8 protein-coding genes are annotated in these 20524 nt (G+C 38.7%); 1 reads left to right on the top strand and 7 read right to left on the bottom strand.

Annotated elements, in window-relative coordinates; genetic code table 11:
• Positions 1 to 23: 23 nt before the first annotated feature.
• Positions 24 to 476, bottom strand: coding sequence for a glycoside hydrolase domain-containing protein (locus C1A09_RS02330; protein ID WP_101542119.1), 453 nt, complete (start codon positions 474 to 476; stop codon positions 24 to 26).
• Between the two features lie 143 nt (positions 477 to 619).
• Between C1A09_RS02330 and C1A09_RS02325 the strand changes: the two genes are divergently transcribed.
• On the top strand, positions 620 to 4624 hold the full coding sequence (locus tag C1A09_RS02325) for an ATP-binding protein (protein ID WP_101542118.1): 4005 nt from the start codon (positions 620 to 622) through the stop codon (positions 4622 to 4624).
• Positions 4625 to 4744: 120 nt separating this feature from the next.
• Here C1A09_RS02325 and C1A09_RS02320 read toward each other — a convergent pair whose 3' ends face one another.
• The 6 genes from C1A09_RS02320 to C1A09_RS02295 form a co-directional block, all read right to left on the bottom strand.
• A complete protein-coding gene (locus C1A09_RS02320) occupies positions 4745 to 7150 on the bottom strand; it encodes a polysaccharide lyase family 8 super-sandwich domain-containing protein (RefSeq protein WP_101542117.1) in 2406 nt (801 codons plus the stop codon).
• A gap of 156 nt (positions 7151 to 7306) precedes the next feature.
• The gene (locus C1A09_RS02315) at positions 7307 to 8986 is read right to left on the bottom strand and encodes a RagB/SusD family nutrient uptake outer membrane protein (RefSeq protein WP_101542116.1); all 1680 of its coding nucleotides are present in this window, start codon (positions 8984 to 8986) and stop codon (positions 7307 to 7309) included.
• A 16-nt stretch (positions 8987 to 9002) separates the two neighbouring features.
• Positions 9003 to 11999, bottom strand: a complete 2997-nt coding sequence (locus tag C1A09_RS02310) for a SusC/RagA family TonB-linked outer membrane protein (RefSeq protein ID WP_180949164.1) — start codon at positions 11997 to 11999, stop codon at positions 9003 to 9005.
• Between the two features lie 31 nt (positions 12000 to 12030).
• The gene (locus tag C1A09_RS02305; RefSeq protein WP_245874950.1) at positions 12031 to 13833 is read right to left on the bottom strand and encodes a RagB/SusD family nutrient uptake outer membrane protein; all 1803 of its coding nucleotides are present in this window, start codon (positions 13831 to 13833) and stop codon (positions 12031 to 12033) included.
• 13 nt (positions 13834 to 13846) lie between these two features.
• The gene (locus C1A09_RS02300; protein ID WP_101542114.1) at positions 13847 to 16969 is read right to left on the bottom strand and encodes a SusC/RagA family TonB-linked outer membrane protein; all 3123 of its coding nucleotides are present in this window, start codon (positions 16967 to 16969) and stop codon (positions 13847 to 13849) included.
• A gap of 471 nt (positions 16970 to 17440) precedes the next feature.
• A complete protein-coding gene (locus C1A09_RS02295) occupies positions 17441 to 20491 on the bottom strand; it encodes a chondroitinase family polysaccharide lyase (RefSeq protein ID WP_370738715.1) in 3051 nt (1016 codons plus the stop codon).
• Between the last annotated feature and the right edge of the window lie 33 nt (positions 20492 to 20524).

Below are 20524 nucleotides of genomic sequence, written 5' to 3'. Positions count from 1 at the left end.
TAAAATAAGTTATTCATAACAGATTATCTACCGAGCTTCAAATCAAGAACTCCCCCTTTAGCAAAATCGGCATGTCGTAAGATACACTTATCTAAAGGTTTCCCATTTAATAAACAATCTTGTATCTTGTAATTTCTGGCGGAATTATTTTCTGTACGGATAATGAACTCCTTTCCTTCATGTATCACTTTATTTACCAAATGAGGCATATCCCACTTCAATTCTACTGAAGGATAATCTATTTGCCCCCAAAATGTCTGGGTGGAAACAGATCTCCACTCTTTTGTATCAACAATACGAGAGAAACCATCTACTATCCCTGTAACAGGAAATCCATCCAATGAGGAAGAAGCACTCAAATATGCTTTTGGAGCTATATTATAGGTTGTTGCTCCTGACCTATAAAACGAAAAAATAAATAAGATAAAGAATATTATTCTACCCATAATTCTTCCATTAAATCCTATCCGTTCCATACCATAGAATTTTTTAATAAATTATATTATGCAAAAAACGACAAATCTCCTTTTACAAACATGTCTCAAAATACGATTTATATGAATATTCGTTCAAAAGACAAGATATTTAGTATCTTTGCACTAACAAAACCTTCAACCTGATGAAAACAAAAAACATTATTCTCTTTTTCTGTCTATTGCTTTCAATACAAATACAAGCTGCACATTTCAGGAAATTAGGTTCCAAAGACGGTTTAGCACATCCGGCCGTATTCGCTATTTCACAAGATTCTATCGGCAGAATTTGGTTCGGTACAGCAGAGGGTATCAGTATATATGACGGTAAAAGGGTCATATCCCATAGACCCAATCCAAATGTATCTACTTCATTCAAAGGGAATTCAGTTTCAAAAATCGTCAGCAACTCCAAAGGAGATATATTCCTCAAGATAGATGATACTTTTGTGAAATATGATATCCGTAAAGAAACATTTCAAACAATCCTGGATAAAGGTGTCCTTGTTGTTTACAGCCACCAAGATACTATTTGGGTTATCACTGCCTATACATTGAATCGCTGGGATGAGAAAGAAGGGAAATTGATAAAATCCTGTAAGCTTTCCGCCGGAACCATTTACGATTTCCTTATTGACGACAAAGGACATAAATGGTTTACATATTCTAACGGACTTGTTTACAGCGATGACGACATACATTTTAAGAGTATTATTAAATGTAAAGATATGCGAACTATCTTCCAAGCTAATTCAGGAGACATCTGGATAGGTAGCGTAAATGACGGATTATTCCGCATACATCCTGACGGAACTCTATCGACCTATAATACGAGTAATGCTTTCTCCAAAGGATTTTACAATAATTTTATCCGTAGCATAACAGAAGATAAAGAAGGAAACATATGGTTTGGAACTTTCAACGGACTTTATAAATACGATCTACAAAAGGATCTATTTATTTCTCATAAACGGGATGGCAAAGCGGGAAGCCTCTCCCATTCGTCAGTCCATTCGGTTTTTATTGACAAAAAAGGAATTTTATGGGCAGGTACTTATTTCGGTGGAGTCAATTATGTTCCTGTCCATGAAGACACGTTTACTTATTATGATGCTTCTGCTTGTACCAACAGCCTTTCAAATCCGGTTGTGGGTGATATGACAGAAGATACCCATGGTAATATATGGATATGTACGGAAGGTGGAGGACTCAATATGCTTAATCCGCAACGGGAAGAAATAAAACACTTTGAAACCACTATTCCTCCTACTTATTTACCACATATCAATTTAAAATCTATATTGTATGATTCTGAAACAGAGAAATTATTTATAGGTACCAATGGTAAAGGGTTATATACCTATAATATCAAACAAAATATATTCCAACAGGAGATTAATCAGAAAGATGCTCCTCATTTACGAAGCATTAATGCCATGGAACGGGATGGAGAACGACTCTTTTTATCCACCAATAAAAACATTTATATCTATTCTTTAAAAAGCCGAAAGGATACATTAATTTACCGAACTAACATGTATGCTCATATCAGCCTGGATACAAATAAAAATCTTTGGATTGTTGAAGGTAAACAGGTTCATAAATTCGATACTCAAACCCTAAAAGAATTACATACGTATGATTTAGAGAAACAAGGAATATATGGTTCGGTAGTACGTTCTTTTCACTCCTCCGAAAAAGATATCTATATCACGACATTGGGAAATGGAGTTTTGAAACTAAATCAACAAAATAATCAATTTGAACCGTTTCCGGTAGCCAGTTCTCCCTTACTGAGCCAGTATTGTTATCAAATCAAGGAAACAAATGCTCACAACTTAGTTATTACCGGAGATAAAGGAATTATCTTTCTCAATAAAAAAGGAGATATTCTACAATCTTTCTCTGTTGGAAAATATCTCCCTTTGGATGCTTTTGCCAAAGATTGTGGTCTATTGATTAGTAAAAATGGTACAATTTACGTTGGAGGTACCAATGGACTGATTGCCGCAACGGAAAAGAATGAAAATGTTCATCCTACTAATAACCGAATATACTTTACTGAACTATACGTTCATAACAATCTTATCCACCCCAACGACCAGTCAGGCATCTTATCGGTCGGTTTGCCATTTACCAAAGAAATCAGATTACCTCATAATCAGAATAGGATTGAGATACTGTTTTCCTCACAAATTCCACTCGAAAACAACCAACGTATCTATGAATACAGATTAAAAGGTATTGATAAGATATGGTATCAAACGGCTCTTAAATCAGTTTCGTACACTAATCTGCCTACCGGCAATTATATTCTTGAAATACGTGAAAAAAATAATTCAACACAATCGGCAAAAGAAACGACACAGTTGAAAATAACTATACTTCCCCCTTGGTATGCAACGTGGTGGGCATGGTTGATATGGATTACCTTGTTTCTACTGATCACAGGATTTATCATCAACATTTTATATGCACGTAAAAAAATGAGAGATGCCATCCGGAAAGAACAGATGGAAAAACAGCAGATGAAAGAAATCAATGAAGCTAAATTCAAATTCTTTACAAGCGTCAGTCATGAGTTCAGAACTCCATTGGCACTGATTATCGGACAATTGGAAGTACTGTTGCTAGGTAACAATCTTGCCCCGTTCATTTATGGAAAGCTTCTGAAAGTGATACACCAATGCCAACAACTAAATAATCTGGTGACGGAACTGATAGAATTCAGGAAATACGAACAAGGCAGGAACATTCTGTACGTATCGGCATATCCTATCAACCAATATATTGGTGACATTTGTGACGGATTTAGAGAACTGGCATTGCAACAGAATATAGACTTTAAGCTGGAACCTTGTGAAACAGAAACAGAAGTGTGGTTTGACGGGAAACAGATGATAAAGGTAATTTATAATTTATTGTCGAATGCCTTTAAATATACTCCTAAGGGTGGGACAATCAAAATCGGACTATCTGTCAATGAACCGGAAAATAGATTGTATATCCGTATTACGGACAGTGGTGTGGGAATAGATGCCAAAGATATCCCATACATCTTTGAACGTTTCTATCAGGCAAACAACAAAATGCCGGAACAAAAACAGCTGTTTAGGGCAGGTATAGGACTGGCCCTGGTAAAAAGTATTGTAGAGGAGCATTTAGGAACTATCAATGTACAGAGCCGTATCGGAGAAGGTTCCATATTCACCATCAGCCTGCAATTGGGGAAAGAGCATCTGCTCAATAACCAGCATATTATCTTCAAAAATGAAGAAAAAGATATCAATACCCCGCTTCCAATATTGACTGACAATATCCTGGCTCCTGAAAAAACAGAGGTAGAAGAAAGCAGCAACCCAATCGATGGGGAGAAACCTACTATTGTATTAATAGAGGACAACAAGGAACTGCTGGATATATTAGTAACCATATTCTCTCCTCTCTACATCACCAAAACTGCCACAAACGGACAAGAAGGATTAGAAATTATCCGGAAAATAAATCCAGATTTGATAGTGAGTGATGTAATGATGCCCATCATGAGCGGTACGGAATTATGTATCAAAATCAAAAATAATATCGAACTTTGTCATATTCCTATCATTTTGTTAACAGCATTGAATATGCCCGAGCAACATCTTGAAGGATTAGTACGCGGAGCAGATGACTATATTTATAAACCTTTCAGCCCACAAATATTATTAGCCAGATGTAACAACATCATACGCTCACGGAGAATGTTGTATAAACAATTCTCCCAAAAAGCGGAAGCTGATATTTCTCTATTAGCAACAAACAATCTAGATAAAGAGTTTTTGGACAAAATAACGTTTCTTATTGATGAAAATATATCGGACCAGGAATTCAGTATCGATAAATTAGCCAGTGAAATGTATATGGGACGTACTACATTCTATAATAAATTTAAATCATTGACGGGTATGTCACCTAACGATTTCATCAATTCTCATAAATTGAAACGAGCTGCGGTACTACTTCGTCAAGACAACTCAATGTCTATATCAGAGATTGCAGATAACCTAGGATTTAATTCTCCTAATTATTTTTGCCGTAAGTTCAAAGAACAGTTCAATGTAGCTCCCAGCCAGTACAAGCAAAAATATCAAGAGGAAAGAAAGGAAAAGTAAAAGAAAGAATTATTTCTCTATAAATATAATTCAGACACGAATTACACGGATGTCACAGATCAATTCTGTCTTTCCGTGTTCTTCCGTGTAATTTATGTCTTTTAATAGAAATTCTTGGAATTATTTATTGATATGTTTGATTGTCGGTTTACCACAAAACATATCCTGTGACATTGGTACTTGAATTGTTTTTCCGTTGAATACTAGTTCTATTTCTTTTAAAGAAGAATTCATACAGGCATCTGTTACAGAGAACACGTATGAATTTGTTTCTTCTTTTACCAAAACTGTACAGGGAGAAGAAACTGATAAAGATAATCCATTGGCTTTCAACTCTTCGCCCTCTGTATAAAACACGGCTTCCAGCACCTTCTTATCAGAAGAACGTACGGCCTGAACCAAAGTATCATTCCTCAACACCTCAAATGGATATTTCCGGGCAGGTAAACCCTCGCCCGCATATACCACATATCCATAAGTATCATTTACCGGTGCCTTCCCATGATCTATCCACATACAGAAAATATCTACTTCAACAGGTAGATTTCTCTTGTTTTTGTTATCCAAGTTCATCTTCAACCAATCTGTTTTCTTCTTTTCACACACCGAATGTACCCTTTCTCTATATTCAGGGAAAGCAGAATAAGCGAACTTACCCTGTTGTACTGTCCACTCAATACCGTCACCTTCATAAATATACACTTTCCCAAATCTCTCCGTTTGGTCAATAGTGGTACGAATATTTCCCTCTTGATTTGGCTGTTTGTTAGTTATTCCTGCACCTAATGCTACCATGTAGTCTCCCAACATAAAATAGGACTTATAAGCTTTTACACCATAAAGTATAGGATTTTTCATAGCGTTATCACCACGGTCGTTTACTCCATCTTTATCTGAACCATTCATTTTTTCAAAGATAAATCCGGCAACGGCATTTTCATCTCCTAAAGTAGCGGCTGCAGCAAAGTTATGTTTACTACAATACCCCCGCCAGTTTGTTACGGGAGTCAGTTTGTCCATACCTTCGCGTGCTGTTACACCGGGAAAGGCCGTCACATCATAAGCGCCAAAAGCTTTACGGTATTCGTTTCCGCTTTTCTGAAAGAAAGTAGCTCCGTCAGCCGTATAAAAATTATAGTTATCGGCAAATCCCGTTGCGCTTTCAAGACCATCGCATCGTACTGAAGCCATATTAACCATAATATGGTAACGGTCGTTCTTCTTAATCAAATCATCATTATTAAAAAACCAACGAGTTCCGTTATAACTGCTTTCATACTTCTTCATACGAATAGATTTTTCCCGGCTTTCTGCATACAATTGTTTAATTTCCTGCAGTTCTTCCGCTGTAAAATACTCTTTCCAATCATTTTGTAATTGATTCAGCATTCCGGTATAACGAATATCAGAAGCCTCTGGTTTATAACTCATGGAATAACGATCCAAGCAAGGCAGATTGTAACCCTTGTAATAGTAGTAATTCCCCCCACGAAAATAATTCATCAATGCATTTATATTCTCTCGCGTCAGTTTCTGCTCCCATGGAGAGCCCTTAAGCATACTCATCATATTCAAGGCATTCAATGTCCCATCAATCGGATATCCCCAAATAAGACACTGTTTTCCATGTCCCCAACCAGCACCGTCAGCTGTGAAACCTTCGTTCCAGAACGACTCGCTATAAGTATTTTGTGAAGTTGCACTAATGGCTCTTTGGCAAACTTCCGCCAATAAATCTACCATGGGAACAGAACGAAACATGAAAGCTACCGGAAGTAATGATCGATATCCCAACGCATTTCCACCGACCCACCATACATGGTTTCGAAAACGTTCTATCTGAACCACATTCTTATCTGTTTCGTCATTACGATAAGGTTGAGTCCACGCCTGTAGACCAAGCATTTTCAACATATCACACACCGCAGACAATTGTTTATCTTTATTCCTTCCCTGTTCAATATCATCCATCAGTTGCAAATGACAGAAGTAAATATTTACCGCTGCTGTGGGAACAGCAAAACAGGAGGAATGAAAACGTCTTGAATTGTTGGGGCGACCTATCTCAATATTACCATAGTGCAAAATAGATTTCTGCCATTTATCCCAAAGTATCGCATCACGTTTTATGTCTAGAAGTCCACTCTTAAAAGCTTCCGAAATAGTCCACAAACGGTTCAATGCTTCTACGATCACCGCACCGGAATTTGCCTCATTACCATCAATAGTCTTTCCTACACTGTTATCATCCAAATCAGAAAAGGTACCATCAGCTTTCAAAAGGGCTACATTCTTTTCCCATTCCTTGGAACCTGTTTTAAATTTTCTATAACCATTTTTCGAGAAGTAATCCCGATAAGAAAGAATAGCCTGTTCTTTAGCCTTGTCTGTTGGTTTCGAGGCTTCCAATGCATATTGGCAATAATTATCGAAAGCTGCCTTTCGCTCGGCTTCCTGTGCCATAGCTGTCTGAAAAACGACAGTGATACCCATGCACAACCCCCATCTGATTAAATTCTGTTTCATCTTAGTTCTGTTTAAATTTCATTTTTTATCACAATCAAATAGCTATTTGATACCTATTAAAAGAAGCTACAAATTTACAAAAAGGGAAGAATCTCCCGACTCCTCCCTTTGCATTTCATCACCAATTCTTTAAGATTAGAAGTCTTGTAGATGAATTTACCATCCCGGATTTTGTGTTAAGTTATCATTCACATAAACCTCATTTTGGGGGATAGGATAAAGATACATTTTGTCATCCCAAACACGATCTTGTACCTTTTCTTTCTTATATGAGAGAGTGCCATTATTATTCTGTATCTTCACACCATAGATTTCCTTTACGAGTTTACCCTCTTTCCAACGACGGATATCCCAAAAACGATGGTCTTCAAACGCCAATTCTATGCGACGTTCCTTATGTACTTTTTCACGGAACTCTGTTTGATTGGTAGCAACCACCCCTTTCATATTCGCAGCAGCACGAACTTGATTTAAAGCATCACGGGCAGAAAGTGGATGTGTAGCATCCGTATAATCCGGTCCTTGCCACTCATTCATAGCCTCAGCATAATTCAACAAAACTTCAGCATAACGATAACCAGGGAAATGGTGAGGTTTAGAAACCGGTTTTATCGGATCCAAAGATACTGTTTCATCCACCAGTTTCTTTAAATAATAGCCTGTAGTAGTAGCACCTTCCAATGGAGCACCATTCTTACCACCTTCGTAGGTTTCCAATTTAATTTTCATAAATGTCCGACCATTACAAAGTACATTCTGATAAAGACGGGGGTCACGGGTCGGTTTTCCTTTTGCGTCATAATACATATTAGCAACATGATCCGGATTGTTCCAATCGAACGGAGTACCATCCGCCATCTCATATTCATCTACCAGATTTTGTGTCGGCACATTTCTGCCAAGTGACACTTCTCCAAAACCACCAACAGGTAAATTTCCCTGTTCAAAAGAATTACTTGAACCGCCGCGAACCTCAAAAATCAATTGTTTGGATGGTAACACATCATTACCACTCTTATTCCACAATGGATCCTTGTCTATCTTTTCCAGTTGGTAAGCATTCAATTTAATTACCTCATATGCAGCATCAGCAGCTTTTTTCCAAAGAGTCACATCATTATTCTTATTAAACAACGGACTGGCTGCATAGAGCAATGCACGAGCACGAATAGCATAAGCAGCACCACGATTTACTCGACCGGTTTCTTGACCAATAAAATCATTGAAAGATACCGGAAGTTCGGGAGCCAGCGTAGCACACTCCTTATCAATATAGTCGATTATCTCTTGAAAAGATGATTTCTCCACATGATTGATTTCATCCATTGTATAAGTCTTCAATATCAAAGGGATATCTCCATAACGCTTGGCTAGTTCAAAATGATAAAGTGCACGCAGTACTTTTATCTCTCTCATCGACATATGCACCTTGTCCATATTATCTTTAAAATTCTTATCCCACTTATAAATCTCGAGCGCTTCCTCTGAATAATTTTCAAAGAAAATATTCACATCATGAATTAAATCATAATATTCTCCCCACTGAGCATCAATCGTATTAATCGGACTCCATTTGTTCGTATACATATCATAGATGGCATTACTATTCTGTGTATACATAGAATTGTCTGTAGCCGACTCGCGTAATGCTCCACCAATGGCACCGTAATCAGAAGGTAATTTACGATAAATAGCTGTAGTCTGCATCAGAATATTTTCAAAAGTCTCATAAGCCTGGTATTGTTCACGTCCTTGTGACTCGTCAAACTCCAGAAAATCACAACCACCCAATACAGTTGCAGCAGCCAAAAAGACTATGTATTTCTTTAGTTTCATATTGTTCTGTTATTTTTTAGAAGTTAATGTTTAAGCCTACATATACGGACATCAAATCCGGATAGTTGACAGAAAGATCTTCACAATTAGAATAATCTATATGATCCAGTGAGAACAGGTTGTTACCTCTTACATACACTTGACACTTTTCCATTCTCATGGATTTCACCCATTTCTGAGGCAGGTTATAATAAATATTCAGATTACGTAACTTGAAATAAGAACCGTTTGCTAACCACTGGGTACTACTACGGAAATTATTTGCATTATTAAGCGTAGTCAAACGAGGTAACGTAGCTGTATTTTTGGTTTCTTCCGTCCAACGTACATTATCTTCAATATACCACTTGGACAAATTGCTCTTACCGTCGCGCAATGGCCAATACACACTTGCCGTATTCAACATGCGGCTTACCTGTCCTGCACCTTGGAACAACATATCCACACCAAAACCTTTATACTCGAAACCAACATTAATGCCATAGAATAATCCTGGAGTAGTAGAATGACCGATAGCTACTACATCATGTTCGTCAATCTGCTTATCACCATTCTGATCTTTATACTTGATATCACCCGGACGTACCTCAGAGAACATCTGTTTAGGACTGTTTTCAATATCATCCCAGTCATTGAAATAACCGATAGCTTCCAAACCATAATTCTGTCCTAACCGATCACCTTTCTTATATAGATAACTATAAGGTTGGTATCCTTCACCATTTTCTATAATTTCAGTTTTCATGGACGAGAAATTTCCACCTACATAATAGTTAAAAGCCTCACCTACTTTATCTCGCCAAGTCAATGACACTTCAAGACCTTTTGTGTCGACTGCACCGATACACTGTTTAGGAACACCTGTACCTATTACTTCGGAGAATAAAGAACCGGCACTTACCAACATATTTCTTCGTTGATCCATATAGAAATCGGCACCCATAGACAAACGTTTATCCAACATCTGCAAATCCAAGCCGATATCATATTTGTCTGCCCTCTCAATATCTACATGATCCATAGCCAGTGGACCGGCAATTATACCACTACTACCTTGAGGCGTGTCACCAAACTGATATCCACCGGAATTGTTCCAGTAACGTCTATCCAATTCATAATCAATATTATCATTACCCGATCTTCCCCAAGAAGCGCGGAATTTCAAGTAATCTATAATATTCTGATTTTTCATAAATGCTTCGTTCGACAATATCCAAGCTGCCGATATAGCCGGATAAGTACGATATTTATCATTTTTGCTCAGTACGCTTGTACCCATATGATTCACCACCATGTTCACTGCATACCGGTTATCATAGTTATAACCTCCGGCAAACATATACGATTGACGATACATAGATTTATTCCTTCCCTTCGGAACGTATGACTGTTGCCAATATTGCAACAGTCCATTCACTGCATGACGACCAAAAGCACGGTCATAACCAATCTTACCTTCAAATACCGTACGCATATATTGGGCATAAACACCGCTATTGTCAATAGACAAAGCCTTGTCTTCACCCTTTATTTCGGTAACTACTTCATATTCTCCGTTATCAGGATTAAGTATCAGATCATTTTGCTCATAAGCATATTCTTGCGTACCGGTCTCTTTAAATACGGCATCATTATCATAAGCAACGGACAATTCTGCACTTAAACCTTGCGTTATCATAGACAAATCCTGATGAATTCGTAAATTAGACTGCAGTAAACGACGATCCGTCCTGAAGTATCCTATATCAGCAATTTCTGCAATCGGGTTGTGTGGGAAAAGTAAACTCCCCCCCCATTGTCCGGAAGAAGTACGTACCGGAAACACTGCCGAAGGAGTGTTATACAAATAAGAGAAAATATTACCTTCACTTGTTCTAGGACGATTCTCTTCACGTAACATACCAAACATAGACAACGTAGCTGTAGTAGTACTGGTAAGGTCTATATCCAGATTAATGCGAGCATTCAAGTCGTACTTCTTCATCTGCGCGTCATAACGATCGGAAAGTTGAGTAAGATTCTCGTTCAATATACCTTGATCATTTTTGTAATTAATCAACGCATAGTATCGTAACGACTTACCCCCTCCACGGAAAGAAAGATTCAGCTGATGATTTGTTGTATGATTACGTAACGCCTCGCCCATCCAGTCTGTATTAGCATACAAATCCGGGCGTGAACCGTCACGAAAAGCATCTAAAGCCTCTTGGTTGTATTGTGGTTCCAAACCATCATAACGTAACGCTTCATTCTTCATTTGGGCATACGTATATCCGTCTACAAATTCCGGTTGGTTGACTGGTATTCCTACTCCAAAGGTATAATTCACGTTCATTTTCTTTGTGTTATACTGACCGCGTTTAGTCTTCACTACAATTACACCATTAGAGCCACGCAATCCCCATAAAGCAGTTGCAGCACCATCTTTAAGTACAGAGACACTTTCCACTTCGTCCATATTGACATATTCCAAAGGACGAGGTATTCCATCTACAATCACTAGTGGTTCGGAACCATTTAAAGAACCTCCTCCGCGAACTGTGAGACCGGCATTATCCGTCCAACCGGTATTCTGTTTTACCATCAATCCCGGGAATAGACCATTCAATGCATTAGTAAAGTTAGGAGAAGAATTTTTTCTCAGTATTTCACCTGAAATAGTCGTAACAGCTTGAGTCTGTTCACGCTCAGTAGACTCTGTCCCCTTGTTTTCTACCAAGAAATCCATATCGGTTAAACGGATTTCCACCGAATTACCAGATACCCATACACGTCTTGCCTTACCATCTGCATATCTCACTTCGATATAGTCACCTTCATCCGCTTTAATAGCAAATGTTCCGTTTTCATCGGTAATCACCTTGTTTCCTGGTGTACCTACAGTGGATACCGACACTCCCTTCATGGGAATACCATAACGGTCTTGCACTATACCTGTAACTGTCTGTTGGGCCATAGTTGAGAGCGAAAACAACCCGGCAAGCCCAAGCATCAATATATTTCTTTTTTTCATATCGCTTTTGTGCTAATAATTAGAATTTAGATTATTCCCAACCGGGATTTTGAACTAGACCATACTTTTTATTGATTTCTGCCAACGGCAACGGGGTCAAATAGTAACGATCATCCCAAAGTTCCACCCATTGACGTTTGTTGGGGAAGAATTGTGTCAGTTCATGACGATAAGAACCATCCGATTCTTTCCATGTATCCAGCGTATAGCGAGTGATGTCCAAATAATCTTTATGTTTCCAACGGTTGATATCAAAATAGCGTACTTCTTCAAAACCGAATTCCAATGCTCTCTCGCGTAAGATAGTTTCACGTAAATCCTTACCCGGAACAACCATTTCCTTGGTATAGCCCCACATATCTACACGACTACGAACCAAGTTAATATAATCGTAAGCATCACGGCCAAATTCATCTTTTTCCGTAGCCTTACCCAATTCGTTCATTGCTTCAGCAATGCTCAAATAAATTTCGGGTAAGCGTAACAGGGGGCATTCATAGAATTTATTCTGTACATCTTTTCTCAAATCCTGTGTATGTTTACGGACAGCTATTCCACAAATGGCATAATTATTCCAAATCCAGTCACCATTACCTTTACCTCCCATACGGTTAGGCGCATCACGCCCTCCCCAATAGATTTCTGCCTTACGACCCAGTATTTTATCCTGATTTACAATAACCGTCTCGTACAAACGAGGATCACGAACCATATTACCATCTGCATCGAAGAAAGGATATTTTGCATGTACCGGATTATTCCAGTCAAACTCAGAACCATCTTTCATTTGGAACATATTCACATAGTTCATCGTTGGTTGTCCTGCCCCATATCTAATCTGCGAAACAGACTTACTATTTACATTCCATTTGGTATAACGGTGGCTACATATCAAAATTTCCTGATTGTAACGGGTAAAATATCCATCCCAGAAATCCTTACGAGGATTTCCTGTATCCACTAATTTATAGAAATTACCATTCTTCTGATTCTCGCGTAAGAATGCCAAACCTGCATCCAAAGCCTTTTGCCAACGGCTCTTGTCATAATTTCCCCACCAGGTATAATGAAGATTCGAAGCCTCACCATCTTTAAAAGGTTGGTCACTGTTGAATAAAGGACTAGCGGCAAACAACAAGAAGCGTACCTTCAATGCCATCATTCCGGCTTTTGTCATTCGTCCATCATCAATAGCTTCTACCTTCCAAGGTAACATCTCAGCAGCCTCGTCTATCAGTCCACAAACTTTATCCACCATCTCTTCTACTGTCATGCGGGTAAACTTCATTTCATCTTCAGGGCTATAGGCACGATCAATCCATGGCATTCCTCCCAAATAACGGAACATTTGTACATAATGGAAAGCCATAATAGCCTTAGCCTCTCCTTTGCGGATATATTTTTCTTCGGGTGTCATATCAGGCACACGATCCACATTATCTAAAAAGAGATGAGCCTTACGGATACCCCAGGTAGCAGAAAAAGCTCCATCGTCTTCATCATAAAGTATCTGATAAGGGCCACCACCCGGATCGGCTGCAGATATGGTTCCTTTGTGATAACCATTACCACCACCTTTAGTCATATCGGCCAAATCGGTCAAGGATTCCAATATACCCCATGATAATCGATTTTGATGTGGCATAAAATCAGGAAGCGTATGATAAACCTGCGCCAATGCCTGTTCGGCATATATCTTATGCGCATACACACTGTCTATATTCATCTCGTCACTCAACGGCTTCTCAAGAAAGGCATTGCCAAACTTGAAATCGTCGCATCCTACAAACAGCAACGAAGAAGCCACCAACAAACTACTGATATATTTATTCATAGTCATATCTTTTTTAGAAAGTAATATTCACACCCAAATTATAAATCTTTACTACAGGATAACTGGCATTGTACCAATCCGTAATGGATTCCGGATCCATAATATCAAGTTTATCGAAAGTCAACAAATTATAACCTGTCAATTTAATACCTAACTGACTAATGCCAAGCTTCTTCAAAGTAGAATTGTTTGTGAAGTTATATCCCAGAGTCAAGTTCTTCAGTCTCAAATATGAACCGTCTCTGACCCAAAGGTCTGATTGTCTATGATTATAATCAGAATGATCCTTAGACAGACGAGGAGCAGTAGCAGTTCCAGCTGTTTCGGGACGCCAGATACCTTCTGTCTGATAATCCAGCAAGCCACTGTTCAATGGAGTACTAAAGTAACTACTTAATACTTGTGAACGCTCGGCTGCTCCAGTCCAGTTCATGGAAAAGAAGAAACCCTTGTAATCGAAACCATAATTCAAGCCGAATGTATAATTAGGACGTTGAGTAAAACCAATCTGGCATTGGTCGTCCTCATCGATAAATTTATCTCCATTCAGATCCTTATACTTCACATCACCCGGCAACACGGCAACCTGTGTACCCGGAACGCCTTCTTTCAATGTATATTTTTTATTACCTTTATCATCGGTAGTGATATCGAAATCACTATCATTATAAAAACCTTCAGTTACATAGCCAAACACAGCACCTACCTGTTTACCTGTACGCCACAAATAAGGTTCATTAGGTTCTACCTCATCTTGGAAAATAATCTTATTCTTGGCATATGACATATTAGCATTAATGTAATAACCGAAATTATCACCGATACGGTCATTCCAGCTCAATTCAATTTCATATCCTTTATTCTCCACTTTACCCATATTCACCACCGGAAGCAAGGCCTTAGTAAAAGCCGTGATACCCGGAAGGGTTCCGCGCGCAATCAAGATATCTTCACGTTTTTCTTTAAAGAAATCAAATTTAGCTTTCAAACGATTCTTCAAGAAATTCATATCAATACCATAATTCTGCTTTAAGGAAGTTTCCCAAGTCACATTACGATTACCTAAACGATTCTCTAACGTACCTTTCATGACAGTTGTATTGTCATAACCAAAGTTATATCCCCACTGATTATTTCCCCAATCTTTATCAGTACCGCTTTTATCCACATTATAACTGTCCGGCAAATAAAGGAAACGATTATTACTCATATTATCATTACCTACCAAACCGACAGTAGCTCTGAATTTCAAGAAATCAAGGAACTTGATGTTCTTCATAAATTTCTCTTCAGAAAGGATATATCCCAAAGAAAAAGCGGGAAAAGTTCCGAAACGTTTGTCCGGAGCAAAATTTTCGGAACCATTATAACCAATGTTGAACTCAGCCAAATAACGAGACTTGTAATCATAAGTAGCTCTACCTACCAAACCTACATAAGCTGTAGGAATAAAGCCGAATTGCTTGGGATAATATTTTTTATTTTGATTGTATAATAACAAACCGCTTACATTATGATCTCCAAATTTACGGTTATATCGGATACTAGCCTCAAAATACCAATCGCGCCCACGTCCATCTTTTTCTTCATAAACCGGCTTTTCATCATTTCCTTCAACCAAATAAACAATCTCTTTGTTGAAATTTGGGTCTGTAAAATCCATTTCCGGATTTTCCAGTTCTGATCGATAATAAGCTGTATATGATCTGTATCTGGCAGCCCGCTTTATCATACGTTTCTCAAAACTATAGGTGGTATTATAAGCCCCTTTCACTTCAACAGAAAGCCCCTTAGTCAAGAAATCTAACTTTTGCGTCAAAAGCAAATCCATATTTAACGTATTGGACATGTGTTTAACCGAGCCACGATTATAGACAGCTGCGACAGGATTACCATTTATTATATCACCGAATTTATTAGGAATAGTAATCGGTTTTCCATCAACAATACCCGGGCTTCCAAAAGGTAAACCACCATTGATAGTTCTCCATAAATCTCCTTCAGCCACAGCTCCTGACTTTCTATTACCAACTATACCACCTATACCCAACTTCAAGGTAGTAGATTTACTAATATCCATATCTAAGTTGGTACGATAATTATAACGATTATAGCTATATCCTTCCGATGAATTACCAAAATCTTTGAAAAGTCCATCTTGGAAGAGATAACCAACAGAAATAAAATAACGTACCTGATCAGTACCACCTGATATATTAAGATTGTGTTGTGTTTGTACGGCTCCCTTCTTCATCATATAATCACGCCAATCTACATTGGGATACATTATAGGTTCATCACCTAAGCGGAAACGTTCCAAATCATAGTCCGTAAAATATCTGTCCGGATCACGACCATCATTTATTTCACGTTCTCTAAACAGTGTAGCATACGTATAGCTATCCGCATTATGTAATATATAGGTCGGCGTTTGTACCCCCACTGATGAACTAAGTGCTATCTTTGCTTTACCTTTTTCACCACGACGAGTAGTTACAAGTATCACACCATTAGCACCACGTACACCGAATACAGCTGTGGCAGAAGCATCCTTCAACACAGTAACATCTTCTATTTCATTGGGATCCATCTGAAAGAAACTACGTTCTACACCATCTACCAAAATTAATGGAGCAGAAAGATCTTCAGTCAACGCACCGGCACCACGAATAAAAATCTTAGGATCTTCAGCACCGGGTTGTCCACTTGTTTGAACCGATGAAAGTCCCGGTATCTTACCTGCCAAAGAGTTAGCTACACTGGCATTAGGTGATGCCAATAAAGCCTCTGTTTTTACAGAAGAAATAGCACCCGTCAACGTCTCTTTCTTTTGTACACCGTATGCCACTACTGTAACTTCTTCCAGCATTTCAGAGTCCTCTTTCAAAACTACCTTAACGTGGTTTTTGCCATTTAGAGGTATTTCTACCTCTTGATAACCGATAAAACTCACTTTCAGAATAGTATTTTTTAAACTTGGTACCTGTATTTTAAAATTACCGTCTACGTCGCTGATTACACCGGTAGTACCACCTTTAACAATAATATTGGCACCAATAATAGGTCCCATATCATCAGAGACATTACCTGTAACCGTGACTTGTGCTAAAGCCATAGTAGGCACAAAAAACATCATAAGTGATAGCCAAAGAGCTATCTTAAATCTGATTTTTCTTTTCATAAATACTAAATTTAAATTATTACATTTCACACACTTTTTTATTAGAAATCCATAGAAGAGAGGTAGAAGAAAGAAAAGTCAACATCTGATACTGTTGTACAATACAAATTTTCGTGCCATAATTATTAGATTTAAAAAGATTAATTAAACAGGTTTAATTAGTTATTATTAAAATACTCATAGTTTACGGCAACAAAAGTAGAAGTATGGACATTGGAAACCCTTATATATAGTTCACAAAAGCTGTAATTTTATTCAAAAGAGAATGTATAAGCCTCTCCCTACGTATACAGAGTCTGGAATAAGAAGGAAAACAGAAAAGTTACAAATATAAAAAAGAAGCTCCCGATGAAACTTTTTATTTCTCATCAGGAGCCAAATATATTATAATAAATTAAGGATGTAACCTATAATAAAGGTAAAAGATTACATTTTACGCAGTTCCACATCGAAACTGGCTGCATCCCTGCACGTAAATCGCAGTACTGTCTGTTTCTTATCGGTAAAAACGAGTTTACAATAAGAAGTTTCAGCTACTTGCCACTGCCCTTTCAAAGTAACGGTTACGGGTATCTCACCACTGTCATTACTTATCCACGGGCGAGAATAGATACTACGTTCAATACGTTTACCATCTTTATCAAACGCCTCATCGCTTAAACCACGATATAGTGCAAGATCCGGTTGCGAAACGGTCAGTAAAAGTTTGTCTTTGTTCTCACGTATCATCACAAGGCAGGAGGTATCAACTTTCTGTAACAATCCTTCCGCAGGTAGTTCCTGGGGAGTTTCAAACAATACGTATGAAGTCAAATTATCTGCTAAGGAACGAACGATATGTGCGTTACGGTCTTTTTGGAGAACCTTATAAGTAGGTTTCTCGGCGAAAACTTTCAAAGAAATAGCATCAGTATGGGGCAACACAGCATATTCATAAGAAGCAGCTTTGGGTGCTATACCATGTTCCAAGACAAGTGACACCCAATTGCCAGAAGTAGATTTGGTACTACGCTCACCTACAGTTACTTGCGGAAAATTCTTTTCATAACGTGCGTTTGCCATAGAAGTCTTAGACAAATAATATCCTACCCCATTCGGATCTATATAAGTGCATCCGTCACTCCGGTAATTATCCCAATAACGATGAGTTTCAGGAGTAGTGGCAGCTAGCTGGAATACAGTGGTTTCTGTAGGATATTCAGTATTTGTATTCTCAATATCGGTACCGAGACATACAATAGTACCATCAAAGAAGTGGAAAGATTTACGCGCACGATGTGAACCGTTATACTTATCATGTTCGTGCAACTTCATGCCGAAATTGCCATTGAGACGCGCTTGTGACAATCCTCCAGCAAATGCTTCATCGGAATAGAGCATCTCCTCCATACCTGAAAAAGTATCTACATTCAACACCTTAGCACGTAACTGGTCGAAAGGCAAATGAATACTGGTTACCCCCGGAATACGATTCCAATCAAAGCCGTTTTCTTGCCAACCACTAGTAGCAAAAGTAACCATTTCATCGGGCTTTCCAGTCAAGATCTGCATGCTACCGTGTGCCAAATAACGCCCGTAGAAGTTGGCTGGCAAATAATGTTCGGCAGCCCATAGATAGCGAGAATGCCCGCGTACCACCGCCGCCCAATTATCACGACGCTGCACAGATACACACCCGTAACCCAACGCAAGATTACCCTGTGGGTCAGGTTCAGGACGGAAACCTTGTGTTTCGAGTAACTTTTTCATTTTCAGTTCTTGCTTAGTAGAAGCTTTCGGCAAGTAATCGGGAACATCCTTATCCGGTGTTTCCGTATAAGCAACCAAACGCAGATAAGCGGTAGCCATTTCAGAGTCATATTTTTGTTTACCATCCGGTGTACCAGCCATTGCCATAGTGGCGTAGTGAATGGGGATCAGTTCTCCCTTCCCATTAGGATGACGACCAGACATAGAAAGTGGCCATTGTTTCAGGTTACAATAGAAACGCATTGTAAGGAGTACATTTTTCACCGTTTCGTGTGCTAACTCGGAAAGTTTGAATTCCGTACCACTCAACAGGTAAATCATACTTGTAGCGCCATCCAACCCACCTACTGCATATGCAGGATAATTATTACAATGGTGGAAACATGCTCCGTCTTTCTTAAAAGAACCTCCCAAGCCTATTGCCGGACGGCATCCATAGTCTAACCAACGGGAAAAAGAGCGTAGATATTGCAATTTCTCAGGAGTATCTTCCATAATCAAGATACTGGCAACACGACCTTGTAGCTTCGTATTAAAAGTATCTATATCAATACCATTGACAGTCGGTTTAGGATATACTTCATTCGTAATGGCATACCAATTCAACGTACGTTCCGCTTCATCCAGCTTACCGGCATCACGCAATACATCTTTCATCAGGAAATAAGAGACAAAGAGTCCGCGCATACTGTATCCATAATGATGTATATTCCCCCAACAACTACCATATGCAACTCCTTGATCAGTAATATTGTCATACATAGCCAGAAATTTCTGTTTCAACTCACTTTTCACAGCTATGTCATGCGCATCCAGATAAGCTATAGAAATACGTTTCATCAGATTAAAGTAGTCACTCATCTCCACTCCCAGTTCAGTAAACATACCTTGGTTCCAGTCAGGCAACATTCGTTCATACGCCTCTGAATGGCGCACAAAGTACACGGGAATTCCCGATACCTTTCCATTCTTGTAAGTTATCTTGTAAAAATCGTATTTCTTACGAATTGTCTCCATTTCTTTTTCCGAAAGCTTGGAAGGGGTATAAAGCATATCTCGAAAACGATTTTCCATGATTTGTATATCCCGCTTTTGTTTCCCGGTGATAGGCGTAAGAGGAATTTCCGGTTTCCAAAGAGAATGTTCATAGATTACTAACCAGTGATTGGTAGTTCCCTTGTTGACAAACGGAACCTGCACATCGGCCGTTTGCTGGCGGGCATCCACCTTACTGGCAGTAACGACATGATCCAGAAAAAGTTTTCCTTTTATATCCGGAGCAATAATACGTATCTCATTCATCCCTTCTTCAGGTATGCCCTCCATATCCCGTTCATAGCACACCCATGCGGCACGCCATCCGGTGAAATTAATTCCAAAAGGGAAAGAGGTACATTTCTTACCGTCTTTCAGGAATTCAAACTCTATCTTCTTGTCTTGTGCCTGTTCGTTGTATACCCACACAATAAAAGCGGAAAGATAAGTATCTTTTCCTGTCGGATCTTTCTTCTCAAATCTCAAATCTTTCTCAATGGTAAGGACTGCTCCCGGTCGAAATGTCCAACTCAAGCTTTGCCGTCCATCTCTATAATGTTCATCACTAATACCCAGTTGGGAGTTTGTTCCTGTAATGAAAGCCGGTACCTGTGTATCTTCAAAAGAAAGTAAACGTTCATTTTTCACTATCTGAGCTTCACCTTTCACAGGCATCCACATCGTAAGAAGCATACCTGCTCCTATTGTCCACTTACTGAATTGCAT

This window comes from Bacteroides cutis, assembly GCF_900241005.1.
Classification (GTDB): Bacteria; Bacteroidota; Bacteroidia; order Bacteroidales; family Bacteroidaceae; genus Bacteroides; species Bacteroides cutis.
The sequence above is the reverse complement of the archived record's forward strand: the minus strand, read 5'-3'. Positions and strand labels throughout refer to the sequence as shown.